The sequence below is a fragment of the Nonomuraea sp. B12E4 genome (assembly GCF_039871825.1).
Classification (GTDB): Bacteria; Actinomycetota; Actinomycetes; order Streptosporangiales; family Streptosporangiaceae; genus Nonomuraea.
Genome location: NZ_JBDPME010000023.1, coordinates 43880 through 62024, shown reverse-complemented (window position 1 = coordinate 62024; position 18145 = coordinate 43880). Strand labels below are relative to the sequence as shown.

At 69.9% G+C, this 18145-nt stretch carries 22 protein-coding genes; 11 read left to right on the top strand and 11 right to left on the bottom strand.

Features of this window, described 5'->3' with window-relative positions:
* Positions 1 to 44 precede the first annotated feature (44 nt).
* Both ABGB18_RS36750 and ABGB18_RS36745 read right to left on the bottom strand, forming a co-directional pair.
* Positions 45 to 938, bottom strand: a complete 894-nt coding sequence (locus ABGB18_RS36750; RefSeq protein ID WP_347700275.1) for a hypothetical protein — start codon at positions 936 to 938, stop codon at positions 45 to 47.
* Positions 938 to 1246, bottom strand: coding sequence for a PadR family transcriptional regulator (locus ABGB18_RS36745; protein WP_347700274.1), 309 nt, complete (start codon positions 1244 to 1246; stop codon positions 938 to 940). Before ABGB18_RS36745 ends, ABGB18_RS36750 begins: the two co-directional genes overlap by 1 nt.
* 334 nt (positions 1247 to 1580) lie before the next feature.
* Between ABGB18_RS36745 and ABGB18_RS36740 the strand changes: the two genes are divergently transcribed.
* Positions 1581 to 2132, top strand: a complete 552-nt coding sequence (locus tag ABGB18_RS36740; RefSeq protein WP_347700273.1) for an RNA polymerase sigma factor — start codon at positions 1581 to 1583, stop codon at positions 2130 to 2132.
* Positions 2129 to 2689, top strand: a complete 561-nt coding sequence (locus tag ABGB18_RS36735) for a hypothetical protein (RefSeq protein WP_347700272.1) — start codon at positions 2129 to 2131, stop codon at positions 2687 to 2689. Before ABGB18_RS36740 ends, ABGB18_RS36735 begins: the two co-directional genes overlap by 4 nt.
* 222 nt (positions 2690 to 2911) lie before the next feature.
* Here ABGB18_RS36735 and ABGB18_RS36730 read toward each other — a convergent pair whose 3' ends face one another.
* A complete protein-coding gene (locus ABGB18_RS36730) occupies positions 2912 to 3091 on the bottom strand; it encodes a hypothetical protein (RefSeq protein ID WP_347700271.1) in 180 nt (59 codons plus the stop codon).
* Between the two features lie 413 nt (positions 3092 to 3504).
* On the opposite strand from ABGB18_RS36730, the gene ABGB18_RS36725 reads away from it, so the two are divergent.
* On the top strand, positions 3505 to 4461 hold the full coding sequence (locus ABGB18_RS36725) for an AEC family transporter (protein WP_347700270.1): 957 nt from the start codon (positions 3505 to 3507) through the stop codon (positions 4459 to 4461).
* Positions 4462 to 4467: 6 nt separating this feature from the next.
* On the opposite strand, the gene ABGB18_RS36720 is transcribed toward ABGB18_RS36725, so the two are convergent.
* The 3 genes from ABGB18_RS36720 to ABGB18_RS36710 all read right to left on the bottom strand — a co-directional run bounded on the left by ABGB18_RS36720 (position 4468) and on the right by ABGB18_RS36710 (position 5500).
* A complete protein-coding gene (locus ABGB18_RS36720) occupies positions 4468 to 4857 on the bottom strand; it encodes a type II toxin-antitoxin system VapC family toxin (RefSeq protein WP_347700269.1) in 390 nt (129 codons plus the stop codon).
* On the bottom strand, positions 4854 to 5081 hold the full coding sequence (locus ABGB18_RS36715; RefSeq protein ID WP_347700268.1) for an antitoxin: 228 nt from the start codon (positions 5079 to 5081) through the stop codon (positions 4854 to 4856). The genes ABGB18_RS36720 and ABGB18_RS36715 overlap by 4 nt, the downstream gene beginning before the upstream one ends.
* Positions 5082 to 5260: 179 nt before the next feature.
* On the bottom strand, positions 5261 to 5500 hold the full coding sequence (locus tag ABGB18_RS36710; protein WP_347700267.1) for a helix-turn-helix transcriptional regulator: 240 nt from the start codon (positions 5498 to 5500) through the stop codon (positions 5261 to 5263).
* Positions 5501 to 5871: 371 nt separating this feature from the next.
* On the opposite strand from ABGB18_RS36710, the gene ABGB18_RS36705 reads away from it, so the two are divergent.
* The 5 genes from ABGB18_RS36705 (at position 5872) to lepB (ending at position 9351) form a co-directional block, all read left to right on the top strand.
* Positions 5872 to 6030, top strand: coding sequence for a hypothetical protein (locus ABGB18_RS36705; protein WP_347700266.1), 159 nt, complete (start codon positions 5872 to 5874; stop codon positions 6028 to 6030).
* 75 nt (positions 6031 to 6105) lie between these two features.
* Entirely contained in the window at positions 6106 to 6621 is a 516-nt protein-coding gene (locus ABGB18_RS36700; protein ID WP_347700265.1) for a MauE/DoxX family redox-associated membrane protein, read from the top strand.
* Complete coding sequence (locus ABGB18_RS36695) at positions 6618 to 7157, top strand: hypothetical protein (RefSeq protein ID WP_347700264.1); 540 nt, start codon at positions 6618 to 6620, stop codon at positions 7155 to 7157. The genes ABGB18_RS36700 and ABGB18_RS36695 overlap by 4 nt, the downstream gene beginning before the upstream one ends.
* A complete protein-coding gene (locus ABGB18_RS36690) occupies positions 7154 to 8953 on the top strand; it encodes an ABC transporter ATP-binding protein (protein ID WP_347700263.1) in 1800 nt (599 codons plus the stop codon). The genes ABGB18_RS36695 and ABGB18_RS36690 overlap by 4 nt, the downstream gene beginning before the upstream one ends.
* Entirely contained in the window at positions 8950 to 9351 is a 402-nt protein-coding gene (lepB, locus tag ABGB18_RS36685) for a signal peptidase I (protein ID WP_347700262.1), read from the top strand. The genes ABGB18_RS36690 and lepB overlap by 4 nt, the downstream gene beginning before the upstream one ends.
* A 140-nt stretch (positions 9352 to 9491) precedes the next feature.
* Here lepB and ABGB18_RS36680 read toward each other — a convergent pair whose 3' ends face one another.
* From ABGB18_RS36680 to ABGB18_RS36665, 4 genes are all read right to left on the bottom strand, one after another.
* Complete coding sequence (locus tag ABGB18_RS36680) at positions 9492 to 12080, bottom strand: PQQ-binding-like beta-propeller repeat protein (protein ID WP_347700261.1); 2589 nt, start codon at positions 12078 to 12080, stop codon at positions 9492 to 9494.
* A 35-nt stretch (positions 12081 to 12115) separates the two neighbouring features.
* Positions 12116 to 12964: a hypothetical protein gene (locus ABGB18_RS36675; protein ID WP_347700260.1), complete on the bottom strand. Its 849-nt coding sequence runs from the start codon at positions 12962 to 12964 to the stop codon at positions 12116 to 12118.
* A gap of 241 nt (positions 12965 to 13205) precedes the next feature.
* Positions 13206 to 13577: a peptidase inhibitor family I36 protein gene (locus ABGB18_RS36670; RefSeq protein WP_347700259.1), complete on the bottom strand. Its 372-nt coding sequence runs from the start codon at positions 13575 to 13577 to the stop codon at positions 13206 to 13208.
* A gap of 75 nt (positions 13578 to 13652) precedes the next feature.
* Positions 13653 to 14594 (bottom strand): hypothetical protein, encoded by a 942-nt coding sequence (locus ABGB18_RS36665; RefSeq protein WP_347700258.1) that lies wholly within the window; start codon positions 14592 to 14594, stop codon positions 13653 to 13655.
* 337 nt (positions 14595 to 14931) lie between these two features.
* Here ABGB18_RS36665 and ABGB18_RS36660 point away from each other — a divergent pair, with 337 nt between their 5' ends.
* From ABGB18_RS36660 to ABGB18_RS36650, 3 genes are all read left to right on the top strand, one after another.
* Entirely contained in the window at positions 14932 to 15090 is a 159-nt protein-coding gene (locus ABGB18_RS36660) for a hypothetical protein (RefSeq protein WP_347700257.1), read from the top strand.
* On the top strand, positions 15063 to 15497 hold the full coding sequence (locus tag ABGB18_RS36655; protein WP_347700256.1) for a nuclear transport factor 2 family protein: 435 nt from the start codon (positions 15063 to 15065) through the stop codon (positions 15495 to 15497). The genes ABGB18_RS36660 and ABGB18_RS36655 overlap by 28 nt, the downstream gene beginning before the upstream one ends.
* 171 nt (positions 15498 to 15668) lie before the next feature.
* Positions 15669 to 16862 carry a cytochrome P450 gene (locus tag ABGB18_RS36650; RefSeq protein WP_347700255.1) on the top strand — a complete coding sequence of 398 codons (1194 nt, stop codon included), beginning with the start codon at positions 15669 to 15671 and terminating at the stop codon, positions 16860 to 16862.
* A 72-nt stretch (positions 16863 to 16934) separates the two neighbouring features.
* Here the strand turns inward: ABGB18_RS36650 and ABGB18_RS36645 are convergent, their stop codons facing one another.
* Positions 16935 to 18134 (bottom strand): cytochrome P450, encoded by a 1200-nt coding sequence (locus ABGB18_RS36645; RefSeq protein ID WP_347700254.1) that lies wholly within the window; start codon positions 18132 to 18134, stop codon positions 16935 to 16937.
* Between the last annotated feature and the right edge of the window lie 11 nt (positions 18135 to 18145).

Here is an 18145-nt window from a genome sequence, read left to right as displayed (position 1 = left end):
ACACTGTAAACGAGCCCCCGACCACCGCCCACTGCGGAAGGAGGTCAGGCCTTGGCGTGCACCCGACGGGCGGTGACCAAGGACGCCGCGACGAGGGCGGTGAGCACACCCCAGTACAGAAAGCCGCGGGCGCTGGTCACAAGCAGGTTCTCGGCCAGGTAGACCAGGCCGGGAAGCAGGTAGACGGCGGCCGCCAGCGCCCAGCGGCCGTCCCTGACGGCCAGTGTGGCGGCCAGCACCAGTAGCAGGGCCACCACCTCGACGCCGGACCGAGCGACGACCCAGACAGGTTCCCACGTCGGCACCTGCGTGAGCTGCAGCGCCCAGCCGGCCAGCGGGACGAGCAGCCACCAAGACGACCGGGCGGGCATCGTCACGCCCCGCCACCGGGCCTTCCCGGATGTGGGGCCCGCCCCCACCCGCCGAACGGCCAGCACCGCCGACCCGGCCGCGACCACCCAGTAGGGCGCGACCGGCGCGAGGTCACCGTACAGCGGACCGAGGGCGAGCACCGGGCTGCCGAGCACCGGGATCATGGGCCAGCTCGTCGCCACCGCGGCGACCGCCGCAAGAGGAGCCGCGACACGCATCCATCCCCGTACGAGCGCCACCATCAGGACGATCCCGAGCGCCGTCCACACCGGGTAGATGAAGTACGGCAGGACGGGAAGTCGCGCAAAGGTGAGAACCGCCACGATCAGCACGCCGAGGTGCAGGCCATCGGCCCACGGCGGCACACCGTAAGCGCGGGTGGCCCGGACACGGGCGGTGAACCCGCCGGCGAGGAGGTGCAGCGCCTCGCGGGCCGACGGCCGGTGCACCCCCGGCCGGGCCGCCTCCATCAGCGTGCCGATCAGCTCCTCGCCGTGCTTGGCGCGGTAGTCCTTGGGGTAGGCGCGCAGGAGGCGACGGTACCGTAGTTCGAGAACGTGGCTCATCAGCTCGTCACCTCGTTCGGCCGCAGGACGAGTGCGGCGGCGCGCTGCAGCCGGGCCGCGTGAGCGCGGGCGGCGGACACGCCCTCATCGGTGATCCGGTAGTAGCGCCGCAGACGCCCGTTGACGGTCTCCTCGTGATCCAGAGTCACCCAGCCGGTCTCGGAGAGCCGGTCGAGCGCGCTGTACAAGGTGCCGACGGCGAGGTCGACGTCGCCAAGCGACTGGGTCCGGGCCTGTTTGATGATCCCGTATCCGTGGAGCGGCTTTTCCATCAAGGCGACGAGGATGAAGTAGGTCGCCTCCGTCATACCCGCCATGGCATCCGACTATATATCGACCGTCGAAGTATTGAGAACCCGAACGGGGCATCGGGCGCCCTTGCAAGCCCTCGCCCGTTGCCCGCCTGGAGTGTGGGCCGGCGGGAGCCCACCCCGAGCAGCGCACGTACTCGAGGCGCCGACCGTGCCGGTGACGCGAGCGCGGCGGTCCGTGGACGCGCTCAAAACCGGTTTACCAGCCGAGATGTGTTCTGGCATCTCGGTGCGGCGCCATCGACAGCCAGAATGTCCTGACCATTGGTTTGTAAGCCTTCAGCCGGTTCTTACCAAGTACGGGTGTAGATCGACGAAGGGAGCAAGGCCGGTGCGTCTCAGACGGGGGAAGCTCGCCACCGACCCCGTGGTGTTCGAAGCCTTCTACAGGCGGCACATCGATGCTGTCACGCGTTTCCTGTCACGCCGGGTCGACGACCCAAACACGGTCGCCGACCTGGCGGCCGATGTGTTCCTCGCGGTCTTCGACTCGGCGCACACGTACCGCCCGGGCAAGGGCAGCGAGATCGCGTGGCTGTACGGCGTCGCGCGCAACACGCTGTCGGCCGAGCGGCGGCGGGCGCTGCGGGAGTCCCAGCTCACCCATCGAGTGAGCGGGCGGCGTCCGCTCGACGGCGACGACATGTCCCGGCTGGAAGAGCAGATCGACGCGGAACAGCCCGCCAGGGCGGCCTTCGAGGCCATGGCCGGATTACCCGACGGAGAGCGCGCTGTCCTGGAACTGGTGGTTCTGGAGCAGCTCACGCCGTCGGAGGCGGCGGTAGCGCTGGGAATCCGGCCGGGGACCGCCATGGTAAGGCTGCACCGCGCCCGCAAGACGCTCCGCGACCTGCCCTTCGTCATGGAAGGAACCCCACGATGAGATTCGAGGAGCAGTTGCTGATGGACCTCAAAACCGAGATGAACGCCCGGAACGAACGCAGCCGCCGTGTCGGCCGCCGCCTGCTCGCGGGGGCGGCGGTGGCCGGACTGGCGGCCGTGGCGGCGGTGGCGGTGCCGCTGCTGACCGGGCCTGAGCCGGCGTACGCGGTGAGCGAGAACGCCAACGGCACCATCACGGTGGAGCTCAAGGAGTTCAGGGACGCCGACCAGCTGGAGCAGGACCTCAAGGATCTGGGCGTGACCGCCGACGTCACGTACCTCAAGCCCTACACGAAGTGCCAGAACGACCGGGGCGCGCTCGTCGGCGGCGGATACGACACTCCGGAGGAGTGGCGCAAGTCCGCGCATTACAAGGTCGCCAGGCCGGGGCCGAAGGGTTTCCTCATCGATCCCCGCTATGTCGGGAAGGGGCAGACCGTGGCGCTGGAGTTCACCGAGAACCCGAAGGGGCCGTACAAGTCGCAGCTCAAGGCGTCGGTGATCGAGGGCCCTGTCAAGCCGTGCGTCCCGGTGCACGACCCGACCCAGCTCGGCTGACCGGCGGCTGTACGACGCTGGGCGTACCCGGCACGGCCTGCTCGCCGCGACCTCCGCCGACCCGCTCAACCGGCCCCGCTACCGCGAGTACGAGCTGTTGCGTGCGTTCGGGGCCGAGCGGCTGACGGATTTGCCCGCCCCCTTCAGGGCAGCGAGCCGCCATCCAACTCCTGCTGCACGGGCATGGCCCAGCCGGGGAGGCCGGCTGGGCCTGACCCGAGGTCAGATCTCGCGTACGGCGCCCTTGTCGGCGGACTGGGCCAGGGCCGCGTAGGCCCGCAGGGCAGGGGAGAGGGGCCGGCTCGCCAGCAAGAATCCCAGTCTGCGCAGCGTGCTCACGTCGGCCTCGTGCGCCGTCACAGCGAAGTAGTTCACCCAGATGCCTTGATCGTATCCAGCCATGTGCTCGAGCGTGAGCTGGTCCGACTTCAACATGGTCGCGACGTCGGGCATCTCGGTTTGGGTGGCAAGTAGGGCGACCACCGCCCAGTCGTCAGCGTCTCCTGAGAGTTTGTGCGCGATGAAAAGGTCCGTCGTGGCCTCGATTGCTTCCTGCGTGAGCTCCAGGACGTATTGCGCTGGGTCGGGGTGGCCGAGAAGGAGGGAAAAGGGGGCGAGTTGGCATCAGGGACCCGGCGATCAGCCGTCGGTTGCTGATTTGGCACGATCCACATGGCAATGAGATGTCGGCCGCCCCGTGTTGTGGCGGTGTGACCGGCCCGGCGCGGCTCTGCCCACAGCGTGTAGGCCGGGCGGTCGTTGGCGATCGTTGGTGGCCCGATACGCTCCGAATGTCCAAATTTGGAGGTTGGAGCTTGTCGGGGGTTGTTGCGGCGTTCGTCGCGCTGGTGTCCGTTGCCGTGATCGGTTACCTGGTCGGCATGGGCGGGTTGTTGCGTACCAGTGACGAGCTCGTGCTGTCGCGGCTGGCGTTCTTCGTGGCGACTCCCGCCCTGATGTTCACCACCGTGTCCAGGGCGGACCTGACGTCGCTCTTCTCACCGGTGCTCCTGACCCAGATCGCCGCCGTGGTAGCCGTCCAGCTCGTGTACGTCCTGGTGGCCAGGCTGGTCTGGCGGCGGGATCGGCGGGAGGCCACGGTCGGCGCGCTGGCCTCGTCGTACGTGAACGCGGGCAACCTCGGCGTGCCCATCTCCATCTATGTGCTCGGCGACGGCGCCTTGGTCGCGCCGATCCTGCTGTTCCAGTTACTCGTGCTCACCCCGGTCTCCTTCCTCATCCTCGACCAGGGGGCCAGGTCGGTGCGGGAGGCGTTGCTGATCCCGCTGCGGAATCCGCTCACGGTGGCCTCGCTGGTCGGGCTGGCGTTCGCGCTCAGCGGCTTCTCGCTGCCCGTCATGGTGATGCGCCCGATCGAGTTGCTCGGCGGCGCGGCCGTTCCCGTGGCGCTGCTCGCGTACGGACTCAGCCTGTACGGCTCCCAGCGCCGAGCCCCCGAGGCACCGGACGCCACCGGCGAGAAGGAGGCACCGGGGAGGCCGAAGGGCGCAGGTAAGGACGTCCTCCTGGCGGTCGGGCTCAAGGCGTTCGTCCAGCCGGCCGTCGCCTACCTGGCGGCGCGCTTCGCGCTGGGGCTCGACGGGAGCGCGCTGCTGGCCGCCACGTTGTTCGCCGCGTTGCCCACCGCCCAGAACATCTACGTCTACGCGGTGACCTACGACACCGGCCGGCGCCTGGCCCGCGGCGCCATCCTGCTGACCACGGCCCTGTCCATCCCGATCATGACCGGAATCGGCGCCGCCCTGGGCTGAGCCAGGCTAGCTCCGCGGAAACACCTGTACTTCGGCATCGTGCCCACTGCCCACGAGTTTGCCATCGCAAGTGTAGAGGGGCGCTTCCAGCGCCTCGGCGAGTGCGATATAGGAGGCGTCGTAGGCGGTGTGGTTGTGTCGCAACTCCCAAACCCGCTCCGCGATTCCCTTGCCCTCGTAGCGGGCGATGTTGAGCCCGAGATAGTCGGCCCGCGCGTTTTCCGCGGCGGTCGCGCTCAGCTTGCCGCCGAGCGTGAGCCCTCGCAGCGTTGAGAGAACTTCCACATCGAGCAGATGCGGGGCATGGACGCTTGCTTGGAGGGCGTCGATGAGCTCCACGTCCGCCTCACGGCCGGTAAGCGCTTCTACCATCGCGGATGAGTCAATGACGATCACCGTCTGCCCTCCGCTACGGCCTCAAGGATGTCGGCGGTCGAAGGCCCGTCAGATCGGTCCCGAGCCTTCAGCCGTCGGACGATCTCGGTGTTGGTGGGCCGGGCTGCGATATCGGTCAGTTCTCTGGCGACATAGGCGGAAAGCGACATGCCGGCTTCTGCCGCGCGTTCCTTCAACGATTCGGCGACCTGCTCTGGGACATCGCGAATGTAGAGCGTTGCCATACAGGAATGCTAGCAGGCTGCAAGCAAGATCTTTGGGCTGGCGGCGGTTTTCTGGGCAGGTCGGGTGGGCGGTGGTTCAGGTCCGTGGGATGAGTAGTTCGCGGACCGGGTCGCCGCCGTCGATGAACAGCGGGCCTCGGGGGGTGGTCGCCGCGGCGAGGCGGGCGGCAGGGGGAAGGCTAGGAGGCGGTTGATCCGGGGGTGAAGGACAGCAGGTCGCCAGGCTGGCAGTCGAGCACCTCGCAGATCCTGCTCAGCGTGGTGAACCGGATCGCCTTGGCGCGGTTGTTCTTGAGTATCGACAGGTTCACGTTGGTGATCCCGACCTTGTCGGCCAGCTCGACCAGAGTCATGCCGCGCTCTTCGAGCAGCCGGTCCAGGTGCACTTCGATGGCGTGCTCGGGGCTCTCGGCGGCCATCAAACCGTTCCTTCGAGTTCCGCGCGCATGTGCGCGCCGACGCGGACGCCAGCAGGTCCATTGCCCGATACGCCTGGTCATCATCCATCGCCGGCAGGCCGGGAACGGCCGCCGTGTGGCTGCCCCGGTCGGCGGCCCCAAGCTTGGAGGATGGCGCGGTTGCAGCGTCGTAGACACATCGTCAAGAAGATGTGGACTGTCCGCTAACGATATTCCGCGGGAATTACAGCAGCCTTGTCAACAACCACCGGGGGACGCAACAGCCTCGAATTCTAGCAATCCCGAACGGTGCGGCACTTGCCGCGGCCGCGGCGCTGGGATGACTGATCTCCTGGTCGGCGTCCGCGTTGTTGATCACGGAAGGAGTTGGAATGAAGCGACTCGTGCGGCAGGCGGGTGAGCGGCTCGTCGGGATGGTGTTGCCCAAAGTGGAAGCCGGTGCGTGCGTGCCGGAACACGGCCAGTGCTGCAAGAAGGGCTACCGCTTCGACTGCTACGGCAGCTGCACCTCCCGCTCATCCAACTGCTGAACACGCACTGACCGGAGCGGTCGGCGGGGAGGCCACCGCGTGTCCCCCGGCCACCGTATCCGTCCGGAGGTTGCCGTGCTCGACCTGCTCGCTCGCGTGCTGCTCGGCATCGTCTTCTGCACGGCGGTCGTGGGGAAGACGCGTTCCCGGCAGGGGTTCGCCGAGTTCCACGACTCGGTCGCGGCGATCGGACCACGGTGGCTGCCCGCCGGTCCGGCCGCCGTCGCGGTCGTCGCGGGGGAGGCCGCCACCGTGGTGCTGCTCGCCGTCCCCGGCACGCGGCTCCCCGGCTACGCCCTCGCGGCCGTGCTCCTCATCGTGTTCTGCGCTGGCATTGCCCGTGCGGTCCTCGCCAGGCAGTCCGTGCGCTGCCAGTGCTTCGGCGCGACCGGCGGCCTGCTCGGCCCGCGGCACCTCGTCCGCAACGGCCTGCTGGTCGCCGTCGCCGTCGCCGGTGCGCTCGCCGGTGGCGTGCCCATGTCCGCCCCGGCCATGCTGGTCGCCCTGGTCACCGGAGCGTTTCTCGGCCTACTCACGACCCGCTGGGAGGATGTCGCGTTCCTCCTCTTTCCCGCCGGGAGGAACCGTTGATCCTGCTCACCACCGCGGTCGTCCTGGTCGCCGTCGTGGTTGCGGTGCACCTGCTGTTCACGTTCGCGCTGGTCGCCAGGATCCGCGAACTGCAGCAGCACGGCGGCGCCCACGCCCACAACACGCAGGTGCCGAGGCCCGGAACGGTCATCCGCCCGTTCTCGGTCACCGACACCGACGGCGCCACGATCACCGAGGCCGACCTCGACGGCCCAGTCCAAGTCGGGTTCCTCCAGGTCGGCTGTGGCCCGTGCCGGATGCTGTCCGACGCGCTCGTCACCGCCCCGCCGGCGGCCCGGTTCGTATCCATAGTGCAGGGTGACCCGGACGCCCCCGACGCCACCGCGCGGCTGGCCGCCAAGCTCGGTGTCCTCGGCCGGGTCACGGTCATCGGCATCGACGACCCCGCGCTGACCGCGTTCGAGGTTGTCGCGTTTCCGACGCTGCTGCACACGCACAGCGGCGTGGTGACCGCGTCCGGCACCCGGCTCGACGACTTCGCGGACGCCACCACCGCCCCGGCGAAGGTGGCATGACCCGATCCGCCGCCCGCACGGGCATGGCGGCGCTCACGCTGCCCTTCCGGTCGGCACCGATGACCGCCACAACCGCCCTGGCGCTCACCGTGCTCGCGGCCGCCGCGCCCGCGAGCGGGGCATGGCTGACGATGCTGCTGGTCAACGAGCTCACTGCGGGCGTGGCGGGTACGGGCCGGGCGATGTTCCTCGCCATCGCTTCGGCGATCGCCGGCGGGCTCGCCATCGCGCTGCTCTACCTCGTCGGGCACCTCAGCGAAGTGGTCCGGCACCGGGTCACAATGACCGTGGAGAGCCGGCTGTTCCAGCGGGTCGCCACTCTACCGGGACTGCGGCACATCGAGGATCCCGCGTTCCACGACCGGCTGCGGCTCGCCGAGCAGGCCGCGCAGGAAGCGCCCGGCACGGTCTCGCAGTTCGCGCAGGAGCTGGTCCGCTCAGTGGTACTGCTCACCAGCTTCGCCGGTGCGCTGCTGGTGGTGTGGCCGCCGATGACCCTGCTGCTGCTCGCATCGATGGTGACCGCCGTGCTCGCCAGGCTGGCGACCGCGCGGCGCGAGGCGGCCGGCGAGGAGGCGTGGGTGGCCACCGACCGGCGCCGCCTGTTCTACCGCGCACTGCTCACCGATGTGCGTGCCGCCAAGGAGATCCGGCTGTTCGGCCTCGGCACGCTGCTGCACACCAGGATGATCGACTCGCTGGCAACGGTCTCGCACGCACGGCTGTCCGCGGCACGCCGGGGCGTGCTGGTGCAGAGCGGGCTCGCGCTGCTCGGCGCCGCCGTCACCGGGGTAGGCACGGTCGTCGTCGCCACGAACGTCGTCACCGGAGGCTCGCCGGTCGGCGACCTGGTGCTATTCCTCGGTGCGGTGGCCGGCGTGCAGACCGGGCTGTCCGCCGTGGTGCTCCAACTCGGTGAGGCCGGCCGCGCGGTGCGGCTGTTCGGGCACTACCTCGACGTCCTCGACACCGGCGACGACCTGCCGGCGGGCACGGGCACGCCACCTCCGCCGGCGACCATCGAGCTGCGGGACGTCTGGTTCCGATACAGCGAGGATGGTTCCTGGGTGCTGCGTGGGGTGAACCTGACCATCCCCGCCGCCTCCGCCGTGGGACTCGTCGGCGTCAACGGCGCGGGCAAGAGCACGTTGGTGAAACTGCTGTGCCGGTTCTACGACCCGCAGCGCGGCACGATCACCTGGGGAGGCGTGGACATCCGCGAGCTGGACGTCGCGGCACTGCGCGCGCGGATCGGTGTGGTGTTCCAGGAGTTCATGACCTACGACCTGACCGCGGCCGAGAACATCGGCATCGGGCAAGTCCCGCACCTCGACGACCGGTCACGGATCGTCGCTGCCGCACGGGCGGCACGTGCCGACGACACGGTGGCGGCACTGCCCAACGGCTATGACACGGTGCTGTCCAGGACGCACACGGACGACGGCGAGCGGGCAGGCGTGACGCTGTCCGGCGGGCAGTGGCAGCGAGTGGCCCTGGCCCGCTGCCTGATGCGCACCGACGCCGAGCTGATCGTGCTCGACGAGCCGACCTCGGGGCTGGACGCCGAAGGTGAGCAGCGCGTGCACAGCACCCTACGCCGGCACGCGAAGGGTCGTACCCGGCTGCTGATCTCCCACCGGATGTCCGCGCTGCGTGGCGCCGAACTGATCGTCACGCTCGTCGACGGCCGGATCGCCGAGCAGGGCAGTCACGACGAGCTGATGGACGCGGGCGGCGAGTACGCCCGGCTCTTCCGCCTCCAGGCCGGCAGCTACCAGGATGCGAGGGTGCGATGATCGGGTGGATCAGGGTGATCGTGCGGGGCAACAGCATGTCGCCCACCCTGCGAGACGGCCAGCGCTTGCTCGCGCGGCGGCTGCGCCGAGAGCCCAGGCGCGGCGAGGTGGTCGTGTTCCGGGTCGCGGACGAGCAACTGCCGCACCGGATCAAGCGGATCGTCGCGATCGCCGGCGACCCGCTGCCGGACTGGCTCGTCCCGGCGCTGCCGGACGTGTCACATGTGCCGGCGGGGCATGTCGCGGTGGCCGGGGACAACACACGCTCACAGGACTCCCGCCAGCTGGGCCTGGTCGACTGCCGCGGCATTCTCGGCACCGTCGCGGTGACCGCCGGGCAAGACCGACCGGGTAGGAAGCGACCGGAGAGCCACGCCATGTGGGAAGATCATGGGTGATCTCGTCAGCGGCGGGCAGGCTTCCGGCAGTGCGAGCCGGGTGGCTGACTCGCGGGTGGCGGCAAGGTGCTTGCCCCGCGCGCGGGCTTCCTCCGCCATACCACGTAGCTCACCGGCGATTCGCGCCGAACGAACCGTAGTCACCGGGTGCGTCGGTCAAGCTCCGCCGGGTTCGGCCCGGGGAGCCCGTCCGTGGCGCGCAGCGCGTACAGATTGCCGTTCGAGCTGCCGACGTAGACAAGGCCGCCGGCCACGACCGGCTGGGACTGGAACCTGCTACCGGTCTGGAAGCGCCAGCGGGACGCGCCGGTGGCAGCGTCCAGCGCGTGCAGCGTGCCGCTCTCATCCTGGGCGAAGACGGTGTCTTCGTGGACCGACACCTTGGCGGTGAGCGGCCTGCTCCACCTTTCTTGCCCGGTTTCGGGGTCGAGGGCGTGCAGGTCACGGCCGCCGACGTAGACCTTCCCTCGTGACTCGGCGACGCTCCAGAGGCCGCTGTCGCCTGCGGTGGTGAGCCGCCATCGCTTCTTTCCGGAGGCGGTGTTCAACGCGTACGTGCGCCCGGCGAGGTCGCTGAGGTAGACGGTGTCAGCGATCACGATGGGGTCGTACCGGATGATGTGGCCGAAGCGGGCGCGCCATCGCGCCTTCCCGGTGGCGGGGTCGAGCGCGGACACCTTCGTGCCGGTGACCGCGAAGACGGCCTCGCCGGTCGCGGTGAGGTAACCGGCCGGGGTGAAGTTGGCGGCGCCCAGACGAGAGCGCCAGCGGAGGGCACCTGTCCTGGCGTCGAGGGCGGACAGCAGGCCTTGCTCGTTGCCCACATGACCTTCCTGGCTGCTCACGTAGACGGTGCCGGCGGCCACGACCACGTTGCCCAAGTGGCCGGGGACGCGGAAGCGCCATTGCCGCTTGCCGGTGGCGGCGTCCAGCGCGATGACGTGGGTGAAGCCGACGCCCGCGTATACGCCGCCGTCCTTGATGACGATGTCTCCGGCGTCGAAGTCGCGGTTCCACCACATCCGGCCGGTGGCGGCGTCGATGGCCGCCACTCCGTCGCTCCTCGCGCCGTAGAGCATGCCGTCCACCAGCATGGGATTGGCGGGCCAGGATCTCCATCGTGCTCGGCCGTCGACGGCGTCCAGAGCGTACAGCCCGTCGTCGGCGCCGGCGTACACGACACCGCCGTCCACCACCGGGTCGGCACTGGCGCTCCCGTCGGCGAGGTGGGTCCAGCCGCCCGTCCGCTCCGGAGGACGGACGTGCTCCCCCGGCCGGTAGCGGGCCATCAGGTTGTCACGCACCCGGACCGCGGTCAGGCGCTGGAGCAGCCGGGACGGCGACGTCAGCCGGACGATGACCGGCCCCACATTGACGAGCGTCGCCCCGAAGGTCCCGCCGGGGCCGTGGGCCGTGTAGGAGAAGATGCCGTCGCCCTCGATCGTGGGGTCGTAGTCGAAGCTCTCGTGAGGCTTGGTCTGCCCGACCGCGGCAGCGAAGAGGGCGCCGGCGTCCGGGGACACCCAACTCACGGAGAGTGAGACGACATCGCCGCCGTCGTCCTCGGGCGGCACCCAGTCGCAGGTCACGGGCCGGGGCAGCGTGAGGTCGCCCAGGGACCTGTTCCCGGGAACGACGCGGTCGCCGGGGCCGACGTCGCGCGGGGTGAGCAGCGAGCACGCGTCCGGCCAATCGCCCGGCGGGACGCCACCGAGCGCTGCGGGGCCGGTGGGACGTCCGTAGACCGGACGGAACGCGGTGACCTGGGCGTCACTGTGGAGGAAGGCCAGGTGCGAGGTCGCCCCCACGAGATTGGTGACGTGGGTGAGCGGCCTGTCGAGGGGGAACGCGCCGAGGCGCCCGGTGTTTTGATCACGCGTGATGAGGTAACCGGGCAGCGGCCACGCGTTGTTCCAGTCGAACCCGGAGGGGTCCTCGGCGTCGGGGTGATCGCCGACCTCCAGCGGCGGGCTCCAGCGGCCGTCACCGGCGGGCAGGCGAGAGATGGGCAGCGGTGTGCCGTCCTCGGTGAAGAGGAACCGCTCGTCGTACACCTCCGCGATGACGAAGCCCTCCGGCGCCTGCCCGTACCCGAACCGCACGCCGTCGTCCGCCGTGGTGTGCTGGGTGGTGATCGGGCGTGTCCAGTTACTCCGCAGCGTGCGCGCATCCAAGGAGGCGAGCCGCATGCGGCCGTGCTCACAGCGGGTCAGGAGCATCACAGACCGGGATGTGCCGCTGATCACCACGTCGCAGCCCGGCAGGTCGGCGGCACGCGCCTGGACGCCACCTGTTCGCGCGTCGAGCGAGAGCAGCCCGGATCTCCGCTGGTAGAGGACGACGCCGCGCTCGATCACCTCGATCTGCGGGAGACCGCCGCCCTCCGACGCGGGCACCGCATGCCGCCACAACGGGTTGCCGGAGGCGAGGTCGTATGCGTGCACGACCCAGGTGCTCGCTCCCTTCACCGACTCTGTGACGAAGAGGATCCCGGCCGTGGCCGAGACACGGACGGGGGACGTGGCGGCGGTGGGGAAGGTGCGCCGGATCGTGCCGGTGCGGTGATCGCGTACGATCACGGTCCCCTCCGGCGTCGCCGTGATCAGGTCCTCGCCGGACAGGGAGGAGAGCGAGGCCGTATCCCCGGCGGGGACCGACCACGCCGCCTTCCACCCGATGAGTTCCAGCGAAGGCCGCGGGTCGTCGGCGACCGTGACCGCGGCAGCCACCGAGAGCGTTGTCAGGGCTCGGAGCCAACGGGTGATCAGCACCTCTGGCGTCCCTTGCAGGAGACCGGCCGCCATCCTCCCTGCGGCGTCTCCCGGTAGTAGGCCCGGTAACGGGCGGCCTCGCCGGTCAACCGGAACGGCCCTCCGTCCGGCCCTTTGATCACGACCTCTTCAGTACGGTCGTCCGCGAGCACCGTGACCAGGAGGTCGAATTCGTAGTATGCCTTCTTGCCGGTGAAGCTCAGGCTGAGCGTGATCCGCTCGTCCCGTTTCAGGTCGATCTGCTTCTTCCGGAAGTACGCGGTGTCCCCGTCGGTCGTGAACCGGGGCGCGGGGCGGTCGAGGTCGGCGGCCATCTCAACGGTGTCCACCTCGCCGCCGCCGGTGATGGCGATCAGGCGGGCGCCCTCCGACACCGGCCCGCGGCCGAGGACCCGCGGCTCGATGTCCACGATGCGCAGGCTGCTGCGGCTCCCGGTCAGCGCGACGGTGACATCCATGCTGTCGATCAGGGACATCCGGTGGCGCGCCAGCACCGCGTCACGCCGCTTGCCCGCATTGGCGGCCAGCATGACCGCCCGGTCCCCGGGGTCGGTCACCGGTTCGCGCAGGACCGTATCGCGCTCGGAGTAATCGACGGCCACGTGGCCGACGGTGATCGGGGGGGCGTCGCGTACCCGCTCGAGCGTGTCGGAGCCGTCCGCGTTGTACCACTCAGTGAACATGGTGCCGAACGCGGCCAGAATCACGGCGCCGGCGATCCCCGCCAGCCACGCCAGCAGCCCTTTCGGCCGGGCGGGATCGGACGTTTCGGCGCCCGCCTGTTGCGGGGTCACGGCGTCGCGGCCGGCCGACGTGCGCTTGTTCCGGCGAGCTCTGCCCATGGGAACGCGTTCCTCCACGACCGATTGTGGAGACCAGAGTAGGCACGAGCTTGAGCGTGTACGAGTGGTTTCCCGTTATTCATGAGCGGAGCCAGGCGGTGGCACCACCGGGCCGACCGCCTCACCTCCAGCACCCAGACGGGAGGCCACCCGGAGCGATCCCCTTCCGCCTCGACGGGTGCGGGAGAAGGACGTCCGGAGCCGGTCGCGGTCGCTCGTCCGCGACCGGCAACCGTTAGCCCTAGTCCCCGAAGGCGACGAACCGGAAGGAGCTGAACGCGTTGTCCCAGGCGGCACTCTGCACGCGGCCGTTGCCGTTGATCCGGGCCGCGTTGCCGCGCCAGAAGGAGTCGGTGTAGAACAGCGCCTGACCGCCGCCGGTCATGCTGATGGACGAGATGCGGTCGTTGACGGCGCTTCCGTCGAGAAATCTGTTGTTCGAGAAGTTGTTGTCGGCGGTGGTGAAGCCGGCGACCGTACCGGCTCCCCACGCGCCCTCATATACGCAGATAGTGTCGGTGCAGGCCGCCGCCGAGGCCGACGTGGTGGTCGTGAGCGTGGCGGCGGCGCTGAGCACGGCCAGGGCGGCGACAGAGCGCAGGACACGGTTCATGTGATGGATGCCTTCCGTTTGTGAGGGCCGGAGCGGGAAGACCCCGATCCGGAACAGCGGTGGACAGGGGTGGCGTCATCTCCCCCGCACGACCATTCGGGCGGCGGCCACCTGGGCCGCGACCACGTTCTTCGTTTTCTGCAGGTCCGCGCGATGCTCGGCGATCGCCTGGTTCTGGTACGCCGCTTCGACGGCCGCCCAGGTCTCGACGACCTTCGTCCGCCGCTTGCATCGGACGTCGGCGACGGCGGTGGCGATCTCGCGGGGGGTCGGCTCACCGGTTTTGAACGCGACGTCGTTGTTGGCCGCTCTCGGCGTTGGATAGTCGTACCCCAGTGCGGCCATGCAGGACGACCATGCCGTGAAGGCGGCGACCACCCGGCTGTCGTGCTGCGAGCGGTCCCAGCTCCAGTCCCTCAGCGCGGCGACCCGTTCCATGGCCTCGGTGACGCTCGAAGGAGTGAGCTTGGCGTAAGCGTCTCCCGCGCACCCACCCGGAGGGACGGCGGCGTCACGGCCGCCGCCGGCGCGTCCTGTGCCGTTGGCCGCGGCGGCGTAGCCCGGGCTGGTGGTCTGTGCGTCGCTGACGCCTCGCCCTGCCGCGGTCCGCAGTGCCGCCGGCGGGTGATAGCCGCGGGTTCGCGCGGCCTGCTCGTCGGCGAGCAGGTAACGCTCGCGGTGGGGATCGAAGGCGACCGGCCCGACGGAGCTCCGCGAGGGCACCGCGAAGCCCATTCCCGCCATGCACCTGCGAAAAAGCTCGGCATGGGCCTGCTCGACGAGGGCCTGATCCGCTGGGGAGGCCTGGTAGGAGTCGAGGGGGAGAACCAGGGGCCGCCCGGTGAGGCGGAAGCTCGTGTCCAGCGGCGGCTCACGCTCCGCCGTACACCCGGCCAGGAACATCAGGCATGCCGCCCCCGCGAGCGTCACGTGCGACACAAGGCGGCTGCGGGTCGCGGACGCGGGCGGCGAGCCGGGAGTGGCGCTGACCGCCTCGTGCTGCTTCCTGCCGGGCATTCCGTCTCCATCGCGTACGAACTGCTGACGCGTCCATGGTCGGCGAAGTGCGATCGCTCAAGAAAGGTGTTTCGGTCAGGCCCGAAAGACCCAGGTAGCCGGTCTCCGGCGGTTGCGTGGACGCCGATACGCTCCGAATGTCCAAATCCGGAGGTTGGAGCTTGTCGGGGGTTGTTGCGGCGTTCGTCGTGCTGGTGTCCGTTGCCGTGATCGGTTACCTGGTCGGCATGGGCGGGTTGTCGCGGGACGGCGGGAACGGCGAGGTGCCCATAGCCATTGGTTATGCCAACGCGCATTGGACGACCATGAGGCATGCCGGAGATCCTTTCGAGCATGAGTGCACTTCGCACCCGCCGTCGTCCATCCATGGCGGCCGCAGGTCACGTATTTCACCGGCGACCCGAGAGCGGCGGGCATCGACCGGTCAGCGGCCCGGCTTCTCGACGTCACCGCAACCGCGGACGAGACGTGCTACGGGCTGTCGTCGCTGCCCTGACCCTCGCACTGGCGACCGCGGGCTGCGCCGGTGACCCGCCGCCGGGCCCCGTCGAGTCCGCTGGAGCGGCCGAATCCGGTAGAGCGGCCGACGTCATAGCCGAGGCGCGGGCCTACGTGGATGCCGTGAACAGGAAGGATCTTGACGCTCTGGTGAACTCGTTCGCCGAGAACGGCGAGATCATCGACGTACAGCGGACCATCACCGGTCACGATGCCATCCGTACCTGGGCCGATGGCGAGGTCATCGGCGGCACGCTGCGGGTCCTGTCGGCCGACCGGCGGCGGGCCGACGGCCAGCGGCTGCTGGTTCACTGGGCCCCCGCCGGTTCGTCCGGGTGGCGCGCCCATTACGACTTCACCGTATCCGACGGGAAGATCGCCACCGCGGACCTTCAATACGCTTGAGGAGCATGGGGCTCCCGCCACGGCGGCACCGCGGCCGTGGAGATCCGCGGCACCATCCGCGTCCCGCCCTCTATGATCCGGTCCAACGGCGTGGAATCACCCCGCCAAAGGGTGGAGGTCCGTGATTGTTACGGTTTTACTCCACAACGGCGATCATTCCAGGGGAGTGGCATGAGCGAGTCCACGACGATGCCGCTGCACATGCGGCGGGTGGGCTTCGACCCGGCGCCCGAGCTGGCGGCGGCACGGGACGAGGAACGGGTCAAACGGGTCACCACGGCACACGGCGACCCCGCCTGGCTCGTGACCCGCTATGCGGACGTGCGCGAGGTGCTGGGCGACGCGGAGCGGTTCCAGGTGGCGCCGCAGGGCATCGCCCGGCTTCCCGGGACGCCGAAGATGACCGAGGAGCAGCTCGCCAAGGCACGCGCGGGCAACCTGCTCGGCCTCGACCCGCCCGAGCACACACGGCTGCGCAAGATGCTGGCCGCCGAGTTCACCCTCCGGCGGATGCGCAGGCTGGAGCCGCGGGTCGAGCGCATCGTCGAGGACCACCTGGACGCCATGGAGGCCGCGGGATCGCCCGCCGACCTGGTGCCGTCGTTCGCGCTGCCGGTGCCGTCGCTGGTCATCTGCGAGCTGCTCGGCGTCCCGTACGAGGATCGGGACGGTTTCCAGCTCCGTACCAACCGGATGCTGGACATGACGGTGCCCGGCGAGGAGCGGCTGAAGGCCCAGTTCGAGCAGCGCGCGTACATGGAGGAGCTGGTCGCCCGCATCCAGGCGGACCCGGGCGAGGAGCTGCTCGGCATGCTCGTACGCGAGCACGGCGGCGACCTGACCACCGACGAGCTGGTCGGCATCGGCGGCCTGCTGCTGTTCGCCGGGCACGAGACCACCTCGAACATGCTCTCCCTGGGCACGCTCGCCCTCCTCCGCCACCCCGGCCAGCTCGAACTGCTCAGGAACGAACCCGAGCGCGTCGACGCCGCCGTCGAGGAGCTGCTGCGCTGGCTCAGCATCGTGAACTCCGGCACCACGAAGATCACGACCGCCGAGGTGGAGATCGGCGGCCAGGTCATCGAGGCGGGGGAGCTGGTGATCTGCACCCTGCCCGCCGCCAACCGCGACCCGGGCTTCATGGCCGACGCGGACACCCTCGACCTCGAACGCGGCGCGCCCGGCCATGTCGCCTTCGGCCACGGCGTACACCACTGCCTGGGCGCCCCGCTGGCCCGCATGGAGCTGCGCATCGCCTTCCCCGCGCTGCTGCGGCGCTTCCCCGGGTTGCGGGTGTCCGGCGAGCCGCGGTTCCGCTCGTTCAGCGTCCTGTACGGCCTGAGCTCCCTGGAGGTGGCTTGGTAGCGGGCCCGCGTTCTGGACCGGTTCGCGGCCGGGCTGACCGGTGCCCAGGCCGCCCGCAGGAGGCGCGACGGCTCATGAGTGCCACCGCCCCCGCTTGCGGACGGGCACCCGGACCGGGCGGACCATGATGCTGCCCACCGTCCACTCCACCTCCTCGGCCGGCCGCGCGAGCTCCAGGCCGGGGAGACGGCGCACCAGCACGCCGAGGATCTCCTGCAGCTCCATCCTGGCCAGGTTCGCGCCCAGGCAGTAGTGCGGGCCCCGGCCGAACGCCAGGTGCGTCGCCTCCCGGCTCAGGTCAACCGCGTGGGGGTCCGGGAAGACCGACGGGTCGAAGTTGGCCCCGGCGAAGGAGGCGATCACGCCTTCGCCCTTGCGTACCGTGCCCGAGGGCAGCTCGACGTCCTCGGTGGCCACCCGGATCAGCGGGCTGTCCCCCGGCTGCTCCAGCCGGAGCAGCTCCTCCACGGTGCCCGGCACCAGATCCGGCTTGGTGGCCAGCCGGTCGTAGGCGTCACGCGGGTCGAGCAGCCGGACGATCGAGCGGGCCAGCACCGAGCCGGTCGTCTCGTGCCCGGCCAGGAACAGGCCGAGCGCGTTGCTGACGAGCTCCTGCTCGGTCAGCCGGTCCTCGCCGTCACGGGCGTGGATCATCGAGGCCAGCAGCCCGTCGCCGGGATCGGCCCGGTGCGCCGCGACCACCTCCGCCATGTACGCGTGGAACTCCATGGCCGCGGCCAGCTTCGCCTCCTCCGACAGGCCGGAGGTGGACAACATGGCATCCGACCAGACCCGTACGCGGGCGGCATCGATCCCGGGCACGCCCATGATGTCGCAGACCACCTGCACCGGCAGCGGAAAGGCGAAATCGTGCAGAAAATCGAATTCCTCGGGAAGCGCGTCGATCAGTTCACCGGTGAGCGCGCGCAACCGGGGCCGCCAGCCGTTGACCTGCCGTGGCATGAAGACCCCGGAAAGCAGCCGGCGTAACCGAGTGTGCTCCGGCGGATCCATGCTGGTGAGAATTCCCGGGGCCTCGGCGACGGTGAATCCCCCGAACATCCGCGGCGCGTCCGGATAACCCAGTTCGCGGCTGAAACGCGGGTCGCTCAGCACGGTGATCGCGTCCTCGTACGTCGTGGTCAGGTAGGCCGTGTCGCCGCTGGGCAGGCGTACCTTTCCGAGCGGCTCCCGGTCGCGGCGGGTGTCGTACGTACCGGCGGGCACGCCCCGCGGTCCGGACATGAACGGGTAATTGTCAAATGAATCCATAAATCGCACGG